The sequence below is a fragment of the Phocaeicola faecicola genome, from assembly GCF_013618865.1.
Taxonomy (GTDB): Bacteria; Bacteroidota; Bacteroidia; order Bacteroidales; family Bacteroidaceae; genus Phocaeicola; species Phocaeicola faecicola.
Genome location: NZ_JABSOE010000031.1, coordinates 1 through 16825, shown reverse-complemented (window position 1 = coordinate 16825; position 16825 = coordinate 1). Strand labels below are relative to the sequence as shown.

Here is a 16825-nt window from a genome sequence, read left to right as displayed (position 1 = left end):
GGTTAACTGTTTCGGACAATGGGCCGGGTAGCCTGTCTCAGCCATTCGCTTTCCTCGCTGTCCAGCAGTGGGGAAATCTTTTCGAATACGAGCTGATGATAGCTGTTCAGCCAGTTGATTTCGTCTTCACTCAAAAGGTCGGTCCGGATTGGTTCGGTGTCAATCGGACACAGGGTAAGGGGCTCGAAGCGGTAGAATGTGCCGAAGTCCGTTTGCCGGCTTTCGGTCACCATCATAGTATTTTCGATGCGGATACCGTATGCCTCGGCCCGGTAGATACCCGGCTCGTTGGTGACGGTCATTCCCGGCAGCAGCAAGGCCGGAATGTGGTTCATACGGATTTGATGAGGGCCTTCGTGCACACAGAGGAAATGACCTACTCCGTGGCCGGTGCCGTGACCGTAGTTGATGCCTTCCTTCCACATGAACTGGCGGGCCAGGACGTCGAGCTGCGTACCGCAGGTGCCGTGTGGAAACTCAGCCTGCGAGAGGGCGATCATTCCCTTCAGTACCAGTGTATAATCGGTCTTCTGCTCCATCGTTACGGGGCCCAGTGCAAAGGTACGGGTGATGTCAGTAGTTCCGTCCAGGTATTGGGCACCGCTGTCGAGCAAGAGCAGTCCCTCGGGTTTCAGCGGGGAGGCCGATTCGGGAGTGGCGGCGTAGTGCACAATGGCTCCGTGGGCCTGGTAACCGGCAATGGTTTCGAAACTCAGTCCCTGGAACAGCGGCTGTGCAGCCCGGAACTCCGTCAGTTGTTCATCGATGGACAGTTCCGTCAGCGCTCCGGTACCTACCGATTCCTTCAGCCATTTGATGAAGCGGACCATGGCTGCTCCGTCGCGTATCATGGCCTGGTGGAAGCCCTCGATCTCTGTCGGGTTTTTGACGGCCTTCAGCATCGAAACCGGTGAGGCGACCAGCCGGATGTCCTGGCAGTGAGCCGCAAGCGACCGGTAGATGGCATAGTTGGCACTGGAGGTCAACAACATGGAGGTGGCGTGCAACTGCGAGAGGTCGGCTGTGATTTCCCGATAATCTCTTGTCTGAATCTGCAGCCGGTTCAGGTACTCCGTAACCTCCGGAGTCAGTTTCTCGGGCAGGATGTACAGACAGGCCGACCGACGGGTAATCAGCAGGTAACTGATAAATACCGGGTTATAGGAAATGTCTTTTCCTCTCAGGTTCAATGTCCAGGCAATTTCATCCAGGGCCGAAATCAGGATGCCTTCGGCATGCTGCTCACAGAGAAAACTGCGGAGCTGCTCCATTTTCTGTCCGGCATCGATACCGGCGTAAGACAATGGGAGGATACGGACCGTCTCGGTGGAAATACCGGGGCGGTCTTCCCACAGTTCAGCAAACGGGTCGGGGGTAGCGACCACTTCTATTTGGTAGGGCTGCAGCCGCTTCTGCAGGTAATCGGCAAACTCCCAGCTGTTGACGCTGCCGTCGATGCCGACCTTGCTGGAAGAGGGGAGTACCTCGCTCAGCCAGCCGGCGATGTCGGGAGTATCCGGCATGCGCTCCTTAAACAGGGTGATGCCGCTGTCCTGCAACTGCTGTCCGGCCTGTAAGAAATAACGGGAGTCAGTCCACAGTCCGGCCTGGTCCAAGGTTACTACCACAGTACCTGCCGAGCCGGTGAATCCCGAAATCCACTTCCTGCACTCCCAGTGTGCAGGGACATATTCGCCCGAATGCGGATCGGTGCTGGGAACAATAAAGGCGGAGATTCCATGCGCCTGCATGAATTTTCTCAGCCGGGAAATTCTTTCTTTTATGATTTCTGCCATAAGCTTCGTGAATTTAGAATAATACCTGTCCTGCCGTCCGGTGCCGACCGGGTTACAGCAAGACGAACGCTCCTTGCAAAGTTACGATTTCTGGAATATTTTCAATAAAATATACCGGAAAGTTTTGTAAATAAAGAAAGTATATGTAATTTTGCGCCGCAATTCGACTATCGAAATAATTTAATAACAACATACTTAATTTAAAAAACATGATTGTAGTACCAGTAAAAGAAGGCGAAAACATTGAAAAAGCGCTGAAAAAATTCAAAAGAAAATTTGAAAAAACAGGTGTTGTAAAAGAATTGAGAAGCAGACAGCAGTATGACAAACCGTCTGTTTTGAAAAGACTGAAAATGGAACGTGCCGTTTACGTTCAGAAAATGCAGCAGGTAGAAGAGTAATAATTCTTACAAAACTCTTGAATTATTGAATTCTTTTTCATAAATTCGTTGCTGAGATACAAAAGCGATGTTTCTTATGTGGAAAGATTCTTTTTTGAAATATCTTCGCTTTGAGAGGAATTATTCCGAGAAGACAATCGTCAGTTACGGGATTGACCTTGATAAGTTTGAAGCATATTTCCGGGGAGTGGATGAAGGCCTGGATTTCAAGTCCGTGGATGCCGACGTGATCAGAGGGTGGATACTCTCGATGATGGATGAAGGCTATTCCGCGTCTTCCGTAGGCCGGAAGTTGAGTGCTCTCCGCTCGTTTTATCACTATCTTCTGAAAAAAGGTGAAATAGAAGCGGATCCTGTTCGGAAGGTGATGGCGCCCAAGAAGAAGAAAACGATTCCGGTATTTGTCCGTGAAGAGGATATGAATCGTCTGCTGGATGATACGGATTTCGGAAAGGGCTTTGAGGGGGTGAGGAACCGGTTGATTCTGGAATTCTTCTATGTGACGGGTGTCCGCTTGTCGGAACTGGTCGGGTTGAAGGATGCGGATGTGGATTTCTCGGCAAAGGTGGTAAAGGTGACAGGAAAAAGAAACAAACAGCGGATCATTCCGTTTGGCTCGGAACTGGACGCTGACTTGAAACAGTATCTTTCTCTTAGAAATGAAACATGCGGCATGACGGATTTCTTTTTTGTCCGGAGTAACGGACAGAAATTGAATGCTCCGGCCGTGTATCTTTTGGTAAGGCGTAGTTTGTCGAAAGTCGTAACGTTGAAAAAGAAGAGTCCTCATGTGCTGAGACATTCTTTCGCAACCTCGATGCTGAATAATCAGGCAGAGCTGGGTGCGGTAAAAGAACTGCTGGGGCATGAGAGTCTGACGACAACGGAGATTTATACTCATACGACTTTTGAAGAATTAAAAAAGGTTTATGAACAAGCTCATCCCAGAGCTTAAAAGAAAAGGAGGTTTTTATGGAAGTAAGAATTCAATCAATTCATTTCGAAGCATCTGAAAAGTTAGAAGCTTTTATCCAGAAGAAAGCAGAGAAGCTCGAGAAGTTTTGTGATAATATAAAGAAAGTAGAGGTGTCTTTAAAGGTAGTGAAACCTGAAACAGCGATGAACAAAGAAGCTGGAGTGCGCGTTCTGGCGCTTAATACAGAGTTTTATGCCGAAAAAGTAAGTGATACATTCGAAGAATCAATAGACGTGTGCATGGATGCACTGTCTAAACAACTGTTGAAAGCCAAAGAAAAACAACAGGGTAAGTAAAAAAACAAACGAAAAGTTTTGTGATTAAAAAAAAATATCTAACTTTGCAGCCGCTAAGCTACTGGAAGCAGTACTTTGGCTGCAAAGTAGATTCGCCTCTTTAGCTCAGTTGGCCAGAGCACGTGATTTGTAATCTCGGGGTCGTTGGTTCGAATCCGACAAGAGGCTCAAAAAAGAAGAATGAAGTAGTTTCTTGATTGTTCTTTGAAGCAAGTGGGGCAAATACCAGAGTGGCCAAATGGGGCAGACTGTAAATCTGCTGGCTTACGCCTTCGGTGGTTCGAATCCATCTTTGCCCACTAAAATTGCGGAAGTAGCTCAGTTGATAGAGCATTAGCCTTCCAAGCTGAGGGTCGCGGGTTTGAGTCCCGTCTTCCGCTCTTCTTTTCTTCTTTTGCTGTTATAGCTCAGCGGTAGAGCACTTCCTTGGTAAGGAAGAGGTCCCGGGTTCAAGTCCCGGTAACAGCTCGTGAAAATGTAAAGCTGATTATTAATCAAATATAATAAAATTAAAGCTATGGCTAAAGAGAAATTTGAACGTTCGAAACCGCACGTTAACATTGGTACTATCGGTCACGTTGACCACGGTAAAACCACTTTGACTGCTGCCATCACTACAGTATTGGCAAAAAAAGGTCTGTCAGAATTGCGTTCTTTCGATTCAATCGATAACGCTCCTGAAGAAAAGGAAAGAGGTATCACTATCAATACTTCTCACGTAGAATATCAGACTGCAAATCGTCACTATGCTCACGTAGACTGTCCGGGACACGCCGACTACGTTAAGAACATGGTTACTGGTGCTGCTCAGATGGATGGTGCTATCATCGTAGTTGCTGCTACTGATGGTCCGATGCCTCAGACTCGTGAGCACATCCTGTTGGCTCGCCAGGTAAACGTTCCTCGTCTGGTTGTATTCTTGAACAAATGCGACATGGTTGATGACGAAGAAATGTTGGAACTGGTTGAAATGGAAATGCGTGAACTGTTGTCATTCTATGACTTCGACGGTGACAACACTCCGATTATCCGTGGTTCTGCTCTGGGTGCATTGAACGGTGTTCCACAGTGGGAAGAAAAAGTTATGGAACTGATGGATGCAGTTGATAACTGGATTCCTCTGCCTCCGCGTGATGTTGATAAACCATTCTTGATGCCGGTTGAAGACGTATTCTCAATCACTGGTCGTGGTACTGTTGCTACAGGTCGTATCGAAGCTGGTGTGATCAAGGTAGGTGACGAAGTTGAAATCCTGGGTCTTGGTGAAGACAAGAAATCAGTTGTAACTGGTGTTGAAATGTTCCGCAAATTGCTGGATCAGGGTGAAGCTGGTGATAACGTAGGTTTGTTGCTCCGTGGTATCGACAAGAACGAAATCAAACGTGGTATGATTTTGTGTCACCCGGGTCAGGTTAAGGCTCACTCTAAATTCAAAGCTGAGGTTTATATCCTGAAGAAAGAAGAAGGTGGTCGTCACACTCCGTTCCACAACAAATACCGTCCTCAGTTCTACTTGCGTACTATGGACTGTACAGGTGAAATCACTTTGCCAGAAGGAACTGACATGGTAATGCCGGGTGATAACGTAACAATCAACGTTGAGTTGATCTATCCGGTTGCATTGAACGTAGGTCTGCGTTTCGCTATCCGTGAAGGTGGACGTACTGTAGGTGCTGGTCAGATTACTGAACTTCTTGACTAATATCATAGTATAAAGATAATATAGTTCCCGGATCTCGGTTCGGGAACTATTTTTACGGGAATAGCTCAGTTGGTAGAGCATCGGTCTCCAAAACCGAGTGTCGGGAGTTCGAGCCTCTCTTCCCGTGCTAATATTGAATGAATATGTTTAAAAAGATAACGAATTATTGTAAAGAATCTTACGACGAACTAGTCCATAAAGTATCATGGCCTACTCGTTCAGAACTTTCTAGTAGTGCAATGGTTGTTTTATATGCTTCCCTCCTCATTGCGCTCGTTGTTTTTCTTATGGATTCTGCCTTCCGTTTCATCATGGAAGACGTTATCTATCCGCACTAATAAACAGTTAGAAAATGTCTGAGATTGAAAAAAAATGGTACGTACTTCGTGCCGTAAGTGGTAAAGAAGCTAAGGCAAAGGAATTTATTGAAGCAGAAATGCGCAATACCAGCCTTGGGGAATACGTATCTCAGGTATTGATTCCTACCGAAAAGATTTATCAGGTTCGCAATGGTAAAAAAATTGTGAAGGAAAGAAGTTATCTTCCTGGTTATGTCTTGGTAGAGGCTGCTTTGGTTGGAGAGGTAGCTCATCATTTGAGAAACATCACCAACGTGATCGGCTTCTTGGGCGGTCAGGAACATCCGGTTCCCTTGAGACAATCTGAAGTGAATCGTATACTGGGTACGGTGGATGAACTGCAGGAAGTAAGCGAAGATGTAAATGTTCCTTACACTGTAGGAGAAACAGTGAAAGTTGCGGTCGGACCGTTCAGCGGATTCAGTGGTATCATTGAAGAAGTGAGCGCGGAAAAACGCAAACTGAAAGTAATGGTCAAAATATTCGGGCGTAAAACTCCGCTTGAATTAGGCTTTACGGATGTGGGAAAAGAATAATGCATTTGTTACGTGTGTTGTTCAATTCGTTAATCAATTATATTAAATTTTACAAAAATGGCTAAAGAAGTTGCTGGACTAATCAAATTACAGATTAAAGGAGGCGCTGCAAATCCATCACCTCCCGTTGGACCTGCTCTGGGTTCTAAGGGTATTAATATCATGGAATTTTGCAAGCAATTCAACGCCAGAACCCAGGACAAGGCAGGTAAAGTATTGCCTGTAATCATTACCTACTACACAGACAAGTCTTTTGATTTCGTAATCAAGACTCCTCCTGTAGCTATTCAGTTGCTCGAGGCTGCTAAGATTAAGAGCGGTTCTGCAGAACCTAACCGTAAGAAAGTTGCTGAACTTACTTGGGATCAGATTCGTACAATTGCTCAGGACAAATTGGTAGACTTGAACTGCTTTACTATCGAAGCTGCTATGACAATGGTAGCTGGAACAGCTAGAAGTATGGGTATCGCTGTAAAAGGTGACTTCCCGGGTAATAACTAATTAACTTCAATTGATAATGGGTAAACTGACAAAAAATCAAAAGTTGGCTGCAGAAAAAATTGAAGCAGGGAAAGCATACTCACTGAAAGAAGCTTCTCAGTTGGTAAAGGACATCACTTTTACTAAATTTGATGCTTCATTAGATATTGACGTACGTTTAGGTGTAGACCCTCGTAAGGCAAACCAGATGGTTAGAGGCGTTGTGTCTCTGCCTCATGGTACAGGTAAGCAGGTTCGTGTGCTTGTTCTGTGTACACCGGATGCTGAAGCTGCTGCAAAGGAAGCTGGCGCTGACTATGTTGGTCTTGATGAATATATTGAAAAGATCAAAGGTGGATGGACTGATATTGATGTGATCATCACTATGCCGTCTATCATGGGTAAGATCGGTGCTCTGGGTCGTGTGCTCGGTCCTCGTGGATTGATGCCGAACCCGAAGAGTGGTACTGTAACTATGGATGTTGCTAAGGCGGTTAAGGAAGTTAAGCAAGGTAAGATTGACTTTAAAGTTGACAAGAGTGGTATCGTACATACCTCTATTGGTAAGGTGTCTTTCACTGCTGATCAGATTCGTGAAAATGCGAAAGAATTTATCGCTACTATCATTAAACTGAAACCGACTGCAGCTAAGGGTACTTATATTAAGAGTATTTATCTTTCAAGTACTATGAGTAAGGGTGTGAAAATCGACCCTAAATCAGTAGAAGAAATCTAATTATAAGGAGGAATCATGAGAAAGGAAGATAAAGGCGTAATTATAGGTCAGTTGGCTGATACCGTAAAGCAGTATGGACATTTCTACTTGGTTGATACTACAGCTATGGATGCTGCTTCAACAAGTGAATTGCGTAGAAAATGCTTTAAGGCCGGTATTAAGCTGGTAGTTGTGAAGAACTCTTTGCTTCACAAGGCTTTGATGGGCTTGGATGTTGATTACTCACCATTGTTTGGCTCTTTGAAGGGTACAACTTCAGTAATGTTTAGTGAAGTGGCTAACGCTCCTGCTAAATTGCTGAAAGAATACAAGGATGGTGTTCCTGCATTGAAAGCTGCATATGCAGAAGAAGGTTTCTATGTAGGTGCTGATCAACTTGAAGCTCTCGCAACAATCAAGAGCAAGAACGAAGTTATCGCAGATATCGTGGCATTGCTGCAGTCTCCTGCGAAGAATGTTATCTCTGCTCTTCAGTCTGGTGGTAACACCATTCACGGTGTTCTTAAAACTTTGGGTGAACGCGCTGAATAATGGCTCGTTGGAAAAGTGGGAACACAACCAAAACAACTTTAATATTCAATTAGTAACAAACAATTAAATTCATACAAAAATGGCAGATTTGAAAGCTTTTGCAGAACAATTAGTTAACTTGACAGTAAAAGAAGTTAATGAACTTGCAACTATCCTTAAAGAAGAATATGGTATTGAACCTGCTGCTGCAGCTGTAGCTGTTGCTGCTGGTCCTGCTGCTGCTGGTGCAGCTGCTGCTGAAGAAAAAACTTCATTCGATGTAGTTTTGAAGAGCGCAGGTGCTGCTAAATTGCAGGTTGTTAAGGCCGTTAAAGAAGCTTGTGGTCTTGGCTTGAAAGAAGCAAAAGACATGGTTGACGGTGCTCCTAGCGTAGTAAAAGAAGGTTTGGCTAAAGACGAAGCTGAATCTTTGAAGAAAGTTTTGGAAGAAGCTGGAGCTGAAGTTGAACTTAAATAAGATTATCCTGTAAATCAGGTAGTTCGGTTAAGAGTCCTCTGTAAGGAGGATTCTTAACCTTTTTGCGTCTATATTAAGTTGACTGGCTGGCAGGTGTGGATTGACAGGTTTTTTTATCGTTTCCGATGCTTGGAGATGCCGGATCCGGCTCCTGTTTTTTCCTGCTTGTTCACGCTTTCTTAAAAATAATAAAACTCATACAGATGTCTTCAAACATTATCAATCAACGAATTAACTTTGCTTCTATTAAGAATCCGATGCAGTATCCGGATTTCTTGGAAGTTCAATTGAAGTCATTTCAAGACTTTTTGCAATTAGATACCCCGCCTGAAAAACGAAAGAACGATGGCTTGTACAAGGTATTTGCAGAGAATTTCCCGATCGCAGATACACGTAACAACTTCGTGCTCGAGTTCCTCGACTACTATATCGATCCGCCTCACTATTCTATCGACGACTGTCTGGAACGTGGATTGACTTATAGTGTTCCCTTGAAAGCTAAACTGAAGCTTTATTGTACAGACCCCGATCATGAAGATTTCGATACAGTGATTCAGGATGTATATCTGGGACCGATCCCTTATATGACTCCGAAAGGTACTTTCGTGATTAATGGTGCTGAACGTGTCGTTGTTTCGCAGTTGCACCGTTCTCCAGGCGTCTTCTTTGGACAGAGTATCCATGCCAATGGTACGAAACTGTATTCAGCTCGTATTATTCCGTTCAAGGGGTCTTGGATTGAGTTTGCTACCGACATCAACAATGTAATGTATGCGTACATTGACCGTAAGAAGAAGTTGCCGGTAACTACGTTGTTGCGTGCGGTGGGTTTTGAAAACGACAAGGATATCCTTGAAATCTTCAACCTTGCAGAAGACATTAAGGTAAATAAGGCTAATCTGAAGAAGATTATCGGCCGTAAACTGGCTGCACGTGTGCTGAAGACATGGACAGAAGACTTCGTGGATGAGGATACCGGTGAAGTGGTTTCTATCGAGCGTAACGAGGTGGTTATCGACCGTGAAACCATTATCGAACCGGAACATGTAGACTTGATCATTGAATCGGGTGTACAGAATATCCTGCTTCATAATGAAGAGGCTAACAGTTCTGATTATTCTATTATTTTCAATACTTTGCAGAAAGACCCGAGTAACTCGGAAAAAGAAGCTGTATTGTATATCTACCGCCAGTTGCGTAACGCTGACCCGGCTGATGATGCCAGTGCACGTGAGGTTATCAACAACCTGTTCTTCTCTGAGAAGCGTTATGACTTGGGTGAGGTAGGCCGTTACCGTATCAACAAGAAGCTGAATCTGGATACGGATATGGATGTCAAGGTATTGACAAAACAAGATATTATTGAGATCATCAAGTATCTGATCGAGTTGATCAACTCTAAGGCAGATGTGGATGATATCGACCACTTGAGCAACCGTCGTGTACGTACGGTAGGTGAACAGTTGTCTAACCAGTTTGCCATCGGTCTGGCTCGTATGTCACGTACTATCCGTGAACGTATGAATGTACGCGACAATGAGGTGTTCACTCCGATTGATTTGATCAATGCGAAGACTATTTCTTCGGTTATCAACTCATTCTTCGGTACCAATGCGTTGTCTCAGTTCATGGACCAGACTAACCCGCTGGCTGAAATCACTCACAAGCGTCGTTTGTCTGCCCTGGGTCCTGGTGGTTTGTCTCGTGACCGTGCCGGATTTGAGGTACGTGACGTTCACTATACTCACTATGGCCGTCTGTGTCCGATTGAAACTCCTGAAGGTCCGAACATCGGTTTGATTTCTTCTTTGTGTGTATATGCAAAGATCAACGACCTCGGATTTATCGTGACTCCGTACCGTAAGGTTAAGGATGCGGTGGTGGATCTTTCACCGGAAGGCATCGAATACCTGTCGGCTGAAGAAGAAGAAGACAAGATCATCGCACAGGGTAATGCGCCGCTGAATGATGACGGTACATTTATCCGTGAAAAAGTAAAGGCTCGTCGTGATGCGGATTATCCGGTGGTTACTCCTGATCAGGTAGAACTGATGGACGTGGCTCCGCAGCAGATTGCTTCTATCGCGGCTTCTTTGATTCCGTTCCTGGAACACGATGACGCGAACCGTGCGTTGATGGGATCTAACATGATGCGCCAGGCAGTTCCTTTGTTGAAGACTGAAGCGCCGATTGTGGGTACCGGTATCGAAAAGCAGTTGTGTGAGGATTCTCGTACACAGATTGCTGCCGAAGGCGACGGTGTGATCGACTTTGTGGATGCAACTACTATCCGTATTTTGTATGACCGCACAGAGGACGAAGAGTTCGTAAGCTTTGAACCGGCTCTGAAGGAATATCGTATTCCGAAGTTCCGCAAGACCAACCAGAGCATGACCATCGACTTGCGTCCGATCTGTAACAAGGGCCAGCGCGTGAAGAAGGGTGATATCCTGACTGAAGGTTATTCTACTGCCAACGGTGAATTGGCTTTGGGTAAGAACCTGCTGGTTGCATACATGCCTTGGAAGGGTTACAACTACGAGGATGCGATTGTATTGAACGAACGCGTGGTACGTGAGGATATCCTGACCTCTGTACACGTGGATGAATATATTTTGGAAGTCCGCGAAACAAAACGCGGTATGGAAGAGTTGACTTCTGATATTCCTAATGTAAGTGAAGAAGCTACCAAGGATCTGGATGAAAACGGTATCGTACGTATCGGTGCCCGCATCGAGCCGGGTGACATCCTGATCGGTAAGATTACTCCGAAGGGTGAATCTGATCCTTCTCCGGAAGAAAAACTGCTGCGTGCTATCTTCGGTGACAAGGCGGGTGATGTGAAGGATGCTTCTCTGAAGGCTTCTCCGTCTTTGCGTGGTGTGGTTATCGACAAGAAACTGTATTCACGTGTAATCAAGACCCGCAGTGAGAAGAATGCCGACAAGGCTATCCTGCCGAAACTGAACGAAGAGTTCGAAGAAAAGGCAGCTGCCCTGAAGGAAATCCTGGTGAACAAGTTGCTGGTACTTACCAACGACAAGGTTTCTCAGGGTGTGAAGGATTACCTGGGTACTGAAGTGATTGCCAAGGGTGCCAAGTTCACCAAGCGTGATCTGGAATCATTGGATTATACCATCATTCAGTTGAGCAAGTGGACTGCTGACGCTCACAAGAATGACATGATCCGTGACCTGATCGTGAACTATCTGAAGAAATATAAAGAGCTGGATGCCGAACTGAAGCGTAAGAAATTTGCACTGACTATCGGTGATGAGCTTCCTTCAGGTATTATCCAGATGGCTAAGGTTTACATTGCCAAGAAGCGTAAGATCGGTGTGGGTGATAAGATGGCAGGTCGTCACGGTAACAAGGGTATTGTTTCACGTGTGGTACGTCAGGAAGATATGCCGTTCCTGGCAGACGGTACTCCGGTAGATATCGTATTGAATCCGTTGGGTGTGCCTTCTCGTATGAACATCGGACAGATCTTTGAAGCAGTATTGGGACGTGCCGGAAAGGAACTGGGAGTGAAGTTTGCTACTCCTATCTTCGACGGTGCTACGCTGGAAGATTTGGATGAATGGACAGACAAGGCTGGTTTGCCACGTTATTGCAAGACTTATCTGTATGACGGTGGTACCGGTGAACAGTTTGACCAGCCTGCTACGGTAGGTGTGACTTATATGTTGAAGTTGGGTCACATGGTTGAAGATAAGATGCACGCGCGTTCTATCGGTCCGTACTCTCTGATTACTCAGCAGCCATTGGGTGGTAAGGCTCAGTTTGGTGGACAGCGTTTCGGAGAAATGGAGGTTTGGGCAATTGAAGCCTTTGGTGCTGCTCATGTACTTCAGGAAATCTTGACTATCAAGTCAGACGACGTGGTAGGACGCTCTAAGGCTTATGAGGCCATTGTGAAGGGAGAACCGATGCCAACACCGGGTATCCCTGAGTCTCTGAACGTATTGTTGCATGAGTTGAGAGGACTTTGTTTGAGCATCACATTGGAATAAATTTATAGTGTAGAAGACCGAAGGCTGTGAAACGGCTTCGGAAGGTTGCGGCCTTCGGTTTTTTCACTCTTCAACTTTCAAATTTCATATTATAGATAAAGTATGGCTTTTAGAAAAGATACTAAGATAAAAAGTAATTTCTCGAAAATTACGATCGGTTTGGCTTCGCCGGAAGAAATTTTGGAAAATTCGTATGGTGAAGTGTTGAAACCGGAAACCATCAACTACCGTACTTATAAGCCAGAACGTGACGGCTTGTTCTGCGAACGTATATTCGGACCGGTGAAGGATTATGAATGTCACTGTGGTAAGTATAAACGTATCCGCTATAAAGGAATTGTCTGCGACCGTTGTGGAGTAGAGGTTACTGAAAAGAAGGTACGCCGTGAACGTAGCGGACATATCCAGCTGGTTGTGCCGGTGGCACATATCTGGTATTTCCGTTCTTTGCCGAACAAGATCGGTTATCTGTTGGGCTTGCCGACAAAGAAACTGGATGCAATCATTTATTATGAACGTTACGTCGTAATACAGCCGGGTATCAAGGCTGAAGATGGCATCAGCCAGTATGACTTGTTGTCTGAAGAAGAATATCTGGATATTCTGGAAACTCTTCCGAAGGAAAATCAATATTTGGAAGACAGCGATCCGAATAAGTTTATTGCCAAGATGGGTGCGGAAGCCATTTACGACTTGCTGACTCGTCTGGATCTGGATGCGTTGTCTTATGAATTGCGTCACAAAGCCAATAATGACTCTTCGCAGCAGCGTAAGAATGAGGCTTTGAAGCGCTTGCAGGTGGTTGAATCGTTCCGTGCTTCTCGCGGACGCAACAAACCTGAATGGATGATCGTGCGTATCGTGCCTGTAATTCCGCCTGAACTGCGTCCGTTGGTTCCGCTGGATGGTGGCCGTTTCGCAACTTCCGACTTGAACGATTTGTATCGTCGTGTGATCATCCGTAACAATCGTCTGAAACGACTGATTGAAATCAAGGCTCCTGAAGTGATCTTGCGTAATGAAAAGCGTATGCTGCAGGAGGCTGTCGACTCATTGTTCGATAACTCACGTAAGTCGAGCGCAGTGAAGACCGATGCAAACCGTCCGCTGAAGTCTTTGTCTGACAGCTTGAAAGGTAAGCAGGGACGTTTCCGTCAGAACTTGCTGGGTAAACGTGTAGACTATTCAGCACGTTCGGTAATCGTCGTTGGTCCGGAATTGAAGATGGGTGAGTGCGGTATTCCTAAGCTGATGGCTGCGGAATTGTACAAGCCGTTCATTATCCGTAAACTGATTGAACGTGGTATCGTGAAGACAGTGAAGTCGGCCAAGAAGATTGTAGACCGCAAGGAACCGGTAATCTGGGACATCCTGGAACATGTAATGAAGGGTCACCCGGTATTGCTGAACCGTGCGCCGACACTGCACCGTCTGGGTATCCAGGCATTCCAGCCTAAGATGATTGAAGGTAAGGCTATCCAGTTGCACCCGTTGGCTTGTACAGCGTTCAACGCCGACTTCGACGGTGACCAGATGGCGGTACACTTGCCTTTGAGCAACGAGGCTGTACTGGAAGCACAGATGCTGATGCTGCAGTCGCACAATATCCTGAACCCTGCGAACGGTGCGCCTATTACTGTGCCGGCACAGGATATGGTTCTTGGTTTGTATTACATTACTAAGCTGCGTAAGGGTGCCAAGGGAGAAGGTTTGATCTTCTACGGTCCGGAAGAAGCTTTGATTGCATATAACGAAGGCAAGGTAGATATCCATGCGATTGTAAGTGTGGTAACCAATGACTTGGATGAAAACGGTAACATCGTGAAGAAGATGATCAAGGAAACATCTGTAGGACGTGTGATCGTTAATGAATTGGTTCCGGATGAATGTGGATATCTGAATACGATTATCTCTAAGAAGTCTTTGCGCGACATCATCAGCGACGTGATCAAGACTGTCGGTGTGGCTCGTGCTTGTGAGTTCCTGGATGGAATCAAGAACTTGGGTTACAAGATGGCCTTCGAGGGTGGTCTGTCATTCAACTTGGGTGATATCATCATCCCGAAAGAGAAGGAAGAACTGGTTAAGCGTGGTAACGAGGAGATCGAACAGATCATGATGAACTATAACATGGGTTTCATCACCGACAACGAACGTTACAACCAGGTTATTGATACTTGGACTCATGTCAACAGTGACTTGTCTGATATCCTGTACAAGACAATTAAGAACGACGACCAGGGATTCAACTCAGTATTTATGATGCTTGACTCTGGAGCCCGTGGTTCTAAGGAACAGATCCGTCAGTTGTCTGGTATGCGTGGTTTGATGGCGAAACCGCAGAAAGCCGGTGCAGAAGGTGCTCAGATTATCGAGAACCCGATTCTTTCTAACTTTAAGGAAGGTCTTTCGGTGTTGGAGTACTTTATCTCTACTCACGGTGCTCGTAAGGGTCTTGCCGATACTGCGTTGAAGACTGCCGATGCGGGATACCTGACCCGTCGTCTGGTCGATGTTTCACACGATGTGATCATCAACGAAGAAGACTGTGGTACACTGCGTGGTCTGGTTTGTACAGCGTTGAAGAATAACGATGAAGTAATTGCTACATTATACGAACGTATCCTGGGACGTGTTTCTGTACACGATGTGATCCATCCGACAACCGGAAAACTGTTGGTTGCTGCTGGAGAGGAAATCACAGAAGCGATTGCCGAGGAAATCGAAAAATCGCCGATCGAAAGTGTGGAAATCCGTTCAGTATTGACTTGTGAGTCTAAGAAGGGTGTATGTGCGAAGTGTTACGGACGTAACCTGGCCAGCAGCCGTATGGTTCAGAAGGGTGAAGCTGTGGGTGTCATCGCTGCACAGTCAATCGGTGAACCGGGTACTCAGTTGACTCTGCGTACGTTCCACGCCGGAGGTATCGCCGGTAACATGGCGGCCAATGCAAGTATTGTGGCAAAGAACGACGCTCGTCTGGAATTCGAAGAATTGCGTACGGTAGATGCAGTAGAAGAAACTGGAGAAGCAGTGAAGGTGGTAGTCGGCCGTCTGGCTGAAGTACGCTTCGTAGATGTGAATACAGGTATTGTATTGTCATCTCACAACGTTCCTTACGGTTCTAAACTGTATGCTTCTGACGGTGAAGTGGTAGAAAAGGGCAAGCTGATTGCGAAGTGGGACCCGTTCAACGCTGTAATTGTTACGGAAGCTGCCGGTAAGATTGATTTCGAATCGGTAATTGAAAACGTAACTTACAAGGTTGAGTCTGACGAAGCAACCGGTCTGCGCGAAATCATCATCACTGAATCGAAGGACAAGACCAAGATTCCTTCATTGCACATTACTGATGAAAATGGCGGAATCATCCGTACTTACAACTTGCCGGTAGGTGGCCACGTAGTAGTGGAAAACAAACAGACTGTCAAGGCGGGTGATATCTTGGTTAAGATTCCTCGTGCGGTTGGTAAGGCTGGTGATATCACCGGTGGTCTTCCACGTGTAACTGAGTTGTTCGAAGCACGTAACCCGTCTAACCCGGCAGTGGTTTCTGAAATCGACGGTGAAGTGACTATGGGCAAGATCAAACGTGGTAACCGCGAAATCATCGTTACTTCTAAGACAGGTGATGTGAAGAAGTATCTGGTAGCTTTGTCTAAGCAGATCCTGGTACAGGAAAATGACTACGTACGTGCCGGTACACCGTTGTCTGATGGAGCCATTACTCCTGCCGACATCCTGGCGATTAAGGGTCCTACGGCCGTTCAGGAATACATCGTGAACGAAATTCAGGACGTTTACCGTCTGCAGGGTGTGAAGATCAACGACAAGCACTTCGAAATCATCGTACGTCAGATGATGCGTAAGGTTCAGATTGATGAGCCGGGAGATACCCGCTTCCTGGAACAGCAGGTAGTTGACCGTCTGGAATTCAACGAAGAGAACGACCGTATCTGGGGTAAGAAGGTGGTTGTAGACGCTGGTGACTCTCAGAACTTGCAGCCGGGACAGATTGTAACTGCCCGTAAGTTGCGTGATGAGAACAGTATGCTGAAGCGCCGCGACCTGAAGCCGGTTGAAGTACGTGATGCAGTTCCTGCAACTTCTACTCAGATCCTGCAGGGTATTACACGTGCTGCATTGCAGACATCCAGCTTTATGTCGGCTGCATCATTCCAGGAAACTACAAAGGTACTGAATGAAGCTGCCATCAACGGTAAGGTGGACCGTCTGGAAGGTATGAAGGAAAATGTGATCTGCGGACACTTGATTCCTGCCGGAACCGGACAGCGTGAGTTTGAAAAGATTATCGTTGGCTCAAAAGAAGAGTACGACCGTATTCTGGCAAACCGCAAGAATGTGATTGATTACAGTGAAGTTGAATAATCGTTCAACTGACAGATAAAAAAGAGAGGCTGTCTCAAAATACTTTGAGATGGCCTTTTTTGTGTCTGCAAAAAAAATCGGGCAAGCCCTAACTTCACTAAGTCAGAACTTGCCCGTTTCCCTAATTTTTTGTATCTTAGGGAATCAAAC

The 16825-nt window shown here is 45.9% G+C and carries 13 protein-coding genes and 5 tRNA genes; 17 read left to right on the top strand and 1 reads right to left on the bottom strand.

Going from position 1 to position 16825, the window contains the following annotated elements:
- Positions 1 to 2: 2 nt before the first annotated feature.
- Complete coding sequence (locus H3001_RS09985) at positions 3 to 1796, bottom strand: aminopeptidase P family protein (protein ID WP_181214813.1); 1794 nt, start codon at positions 1794 to 1796, stop codon at positions 3 to 5.
- A gap of 209 nt (positions 1797 to 2005) precedes the next feature.
- Here H3001_RS09985 and rpsU point away from each other — a divergent pair, with 209 nt between their 5' ends.
- The 17 genes from rpsU (at position 2006) to rpoC (ending at position 16675) form a co-directional block, all read left to right on the top strand.
- Complete coding sequence (gene rpsU, locus H3001_RS09980) at positions 2006 to 2197, top strand: 30S ribosomal protein S21 (protein WP_178243599.1); 192 nt, start codon at positions 2006 to 2008, stop codon at positions 2195 to 2197.
- 76 nt (positions 2198 to 2273) lie between these two features.
- On the top strand, positions 2274 to 3152 hold the full coding sequence (locus H3001_RS09975; RefSeq protein WP_181214812.1) for a tyrosine-type recombinase/integrase: 879 nt from the start codon (positions 2274 to 2276) through the stop codon (positions 3150 to 3152).
- A 17-nt stretch (positions 3153 to 3169) separates the two neighbouring features.
- Positions 3170 to 3469, top strand: coding sequence for a ribosome hibernation-promoting factor, HPF/YfiA family (hpf, locus tag H3001_RS09970; RefSeq protein ID WP_178243601.1), 300 nt, complete (start codon positions 3170 to 3172; stop codon positions 3467 to 3469).
- 94 nt (positions 3470 to 3563) lie between these two features.
- A tRNA-Thr gene (locus tag H3001_RS09965) sits at positions 3564 to 3637 on the top strand.
- Between the two features lie 48 nt (positions 3638 to 3685).
- Positions 3686 to 3768 (top strand) — tRNA-Tyr (locus H3001_RS09960).
- 8 nt (positions 3769 to 3776) lie between these two features.
- Positions 3777 to 3849: transfer RNA gene (locus H3001_RS09955), tRNA-Gly, on the top strand.
- Between the two features lie 16 nt (positions 3850 to 3865).
- Positions 3866 to 3937, top strand: a tRNA-Thr gene (locus H3001_RS09950).
- Positions 3938 to 3986: 49 nt separating this feature from the next.
- On the top strand, positions 3987 to 5171 hold the full coding sequence (gene tuf / locus H3001_RS09945; protein ID WP_007564154.1) for an elongation factor Tu: 1185 nt from the start codon (positions 3987 to 3989) through the stop codon (positions 5169 to 5171).
- A gap of 54 nt (positions 5172 to 5225) precedes the next feature.
- Positions 5226 to 5298, top strand: a tRNA-Trp gene (locus tag H3001_RS09940).
- 16 nt (positions 5299 to 5314) lie between these two features.
- Entirely contained in the window at positions 5315 to 5509 is a 195-nt protein-coding gene (secE, locus tag H3001_RS09935; protein ID WP_181214811.1) for a preprotein translocase subunit SecE, read from the top strand.
- Between the two features lie 14 nt (positions 5510 to 5523).
- Positions 5524 to 6066, top strand: a complete 543-nt coding sequence (nusG, locus tag H3001_RS09930) for a transcription termination/antitermination protein NusG (protein WP_181214810.1) — start codon at positions 5524 to 5526, stop codon at positions 6064 to 6066.
- Positions 6067 to 6123: 57 nt separating this feature from the next.
- A complete protein-coding gene (gene rplK / locus H3001_RS09925; RefSeq protein ID WP_178265699.1) occupies positions 6124 to 6567 on the top strand; it encodes a 50S ribosomal protein L11 in 444 nt (147 codons plus the stop codon).
- Positions 6568 to 6583: 16 nt separating this feature from the next.
- On the top strand, positions 6584 to 7282 hold the full coding sequence (gene rplA / locus H3001_RS09920) for a 50S ribosomal protein L1 (protein ID WP_181214809.1): 699 nt from the start codon (positions 6584 to 6586) through the stop codon (positions 7280 to 7282).
- A 15-nt stretch (positions 7283 to 7297) separates the two neighbouring features.
- Complete coding sequence (rplJ, locus tag H3001_RS09915) at positions 7298 to 7813, top strand: 50S ribosomal protein L10 (RefSeq protein WP_181214808.1); 516 nt, start codon at positions 7298 to 7300, stop codon at positions 7811 to 7813.
- Positions 7814 to 7892: 79 nt separating this feature from the next.
- Entirely contained in the window at positions 7893 to 8270 is a 378-nt protein-coding gene (gene rplL / locus H3001_RS09910; protein ID WP_007567329.1) for a 50S ribosomal protein L7/L12, read from the top strand.
- 203 nt (positions 8271 to 8473) lie between these two features.
- Positions 8474 to 12286 carry a DNA-directed RNA polymerase subunit beta gene (gene rpoB / locus H3001_RS09905; RefSeq protein ID WP_178243603.1) on the top strand — a complete coding sequence of 1271 codons (3813 nt, stop codon included), beginning with the start codon at positions 8474 to 8476 and terminating at the stop codon, positions 12284 to 12286.
- Positions 12287 to 12388: 102 nt separating this feature from the next.
- The gene (gene rpoC, locus H3001_RS09900) at positions 12389 to 16675 is read left to right on the top strand and encodes a DNA-directed RNA polymerase subunit beta' (protein ID WP_178243604.1); all 4287 of its coding nucleotides are present in this window, start codon (positions 12389 to 12391) and stop codon (positions 16673 to 16675) included.
- Positions 16676 to 16825: the final 150 nt, after the last annotated feature.

Bases quoted from the DNA above. Each gene is read 5' to 3' on its own strand.
- H3001_RS09985 (WP_181214813.1), bottom strand. From the start codon at position 1,796: ATGGCAGAAATCATAAAAGAAAGAATTTCCCGGCTGAGAAAATTCATG.
- rpsU (WP_178243599.1), top strand. From the start codon at position 2,006: ATGATTGTAGTACCAGTAAAAGAAGGCGAAAACATTGAAAAAGCGCTG.
- H3001_RS09975 (WP_181214812.1), top strand. From the start codon at position 2,274: ATGTGGAAAGATTCTTTTTTGAAATATCTTCGCTTTGAGAGGAATTAT.
- hpf (WP_178243601.1), top strand. From the start codon at position 3,170: ATGGAAGTAAGAATTCAATCAATTCATTTCGAAGCATCTGAAAAGTTA.
- tuf (WP_007564154.1), top strand. From the start codon at position 3,987: ATGGCTAAAGAGAAATTTGAACGTTCGAAACCGCACGTTAACATTGGT.
- secE (WP_181214811.1), top strand. From the start codon at position 5,315: ATGTTTAAAAAGATAACGAATTATTGTAAAGAATCTTACGACGAACTA.
- nusG (WP_181214810.1), top strand. From the start codon at position 5,524: ATGTCTGAGATTGAAAAAAAATGGTACGTACTTCGTGCCGTAAGTGGT.
- rplK (WP_178265699.1), top strand. From the start codon at position 6,124: ATGGCTAAAGAAGTTGCTGGACTAATCAAATTACAGATTAAAGGAGGC.
- rplA (WP_181214809.1), top strand. From the start codon at position 6,584: ATGGGTAAACTGACAAAAAATCAAAAGTTGGCTGCAGAAAAAATTGAA.
- rplJ (WP_181214808.1), top strand. From the start codon at position 7,298: ATGAGAAAGGAAGATAAAGGCGTAATTATAGGTCAGTTGGCTGATACC.
- rplL (WP_007567329.1), top strand. From the start codon at position 7,893: ATGGCAGATTTGAAAGCTTTTGCAGAACAATTAGTTAACTTGACAGTA.
- rpoB (WP_178243603.1), top strand. From the start codon at position 8,474: ATGTCTTCAAACATTATCAATCAACGAATTAACTTTGCTTCTATTAAG.
- rpoC (WP_178243604.1), top strand. From the start codon at position 12,389: ATGGCTTTTAGAAAAGATACTAAGATAAAAAGTAATTTCTCGAAAATT.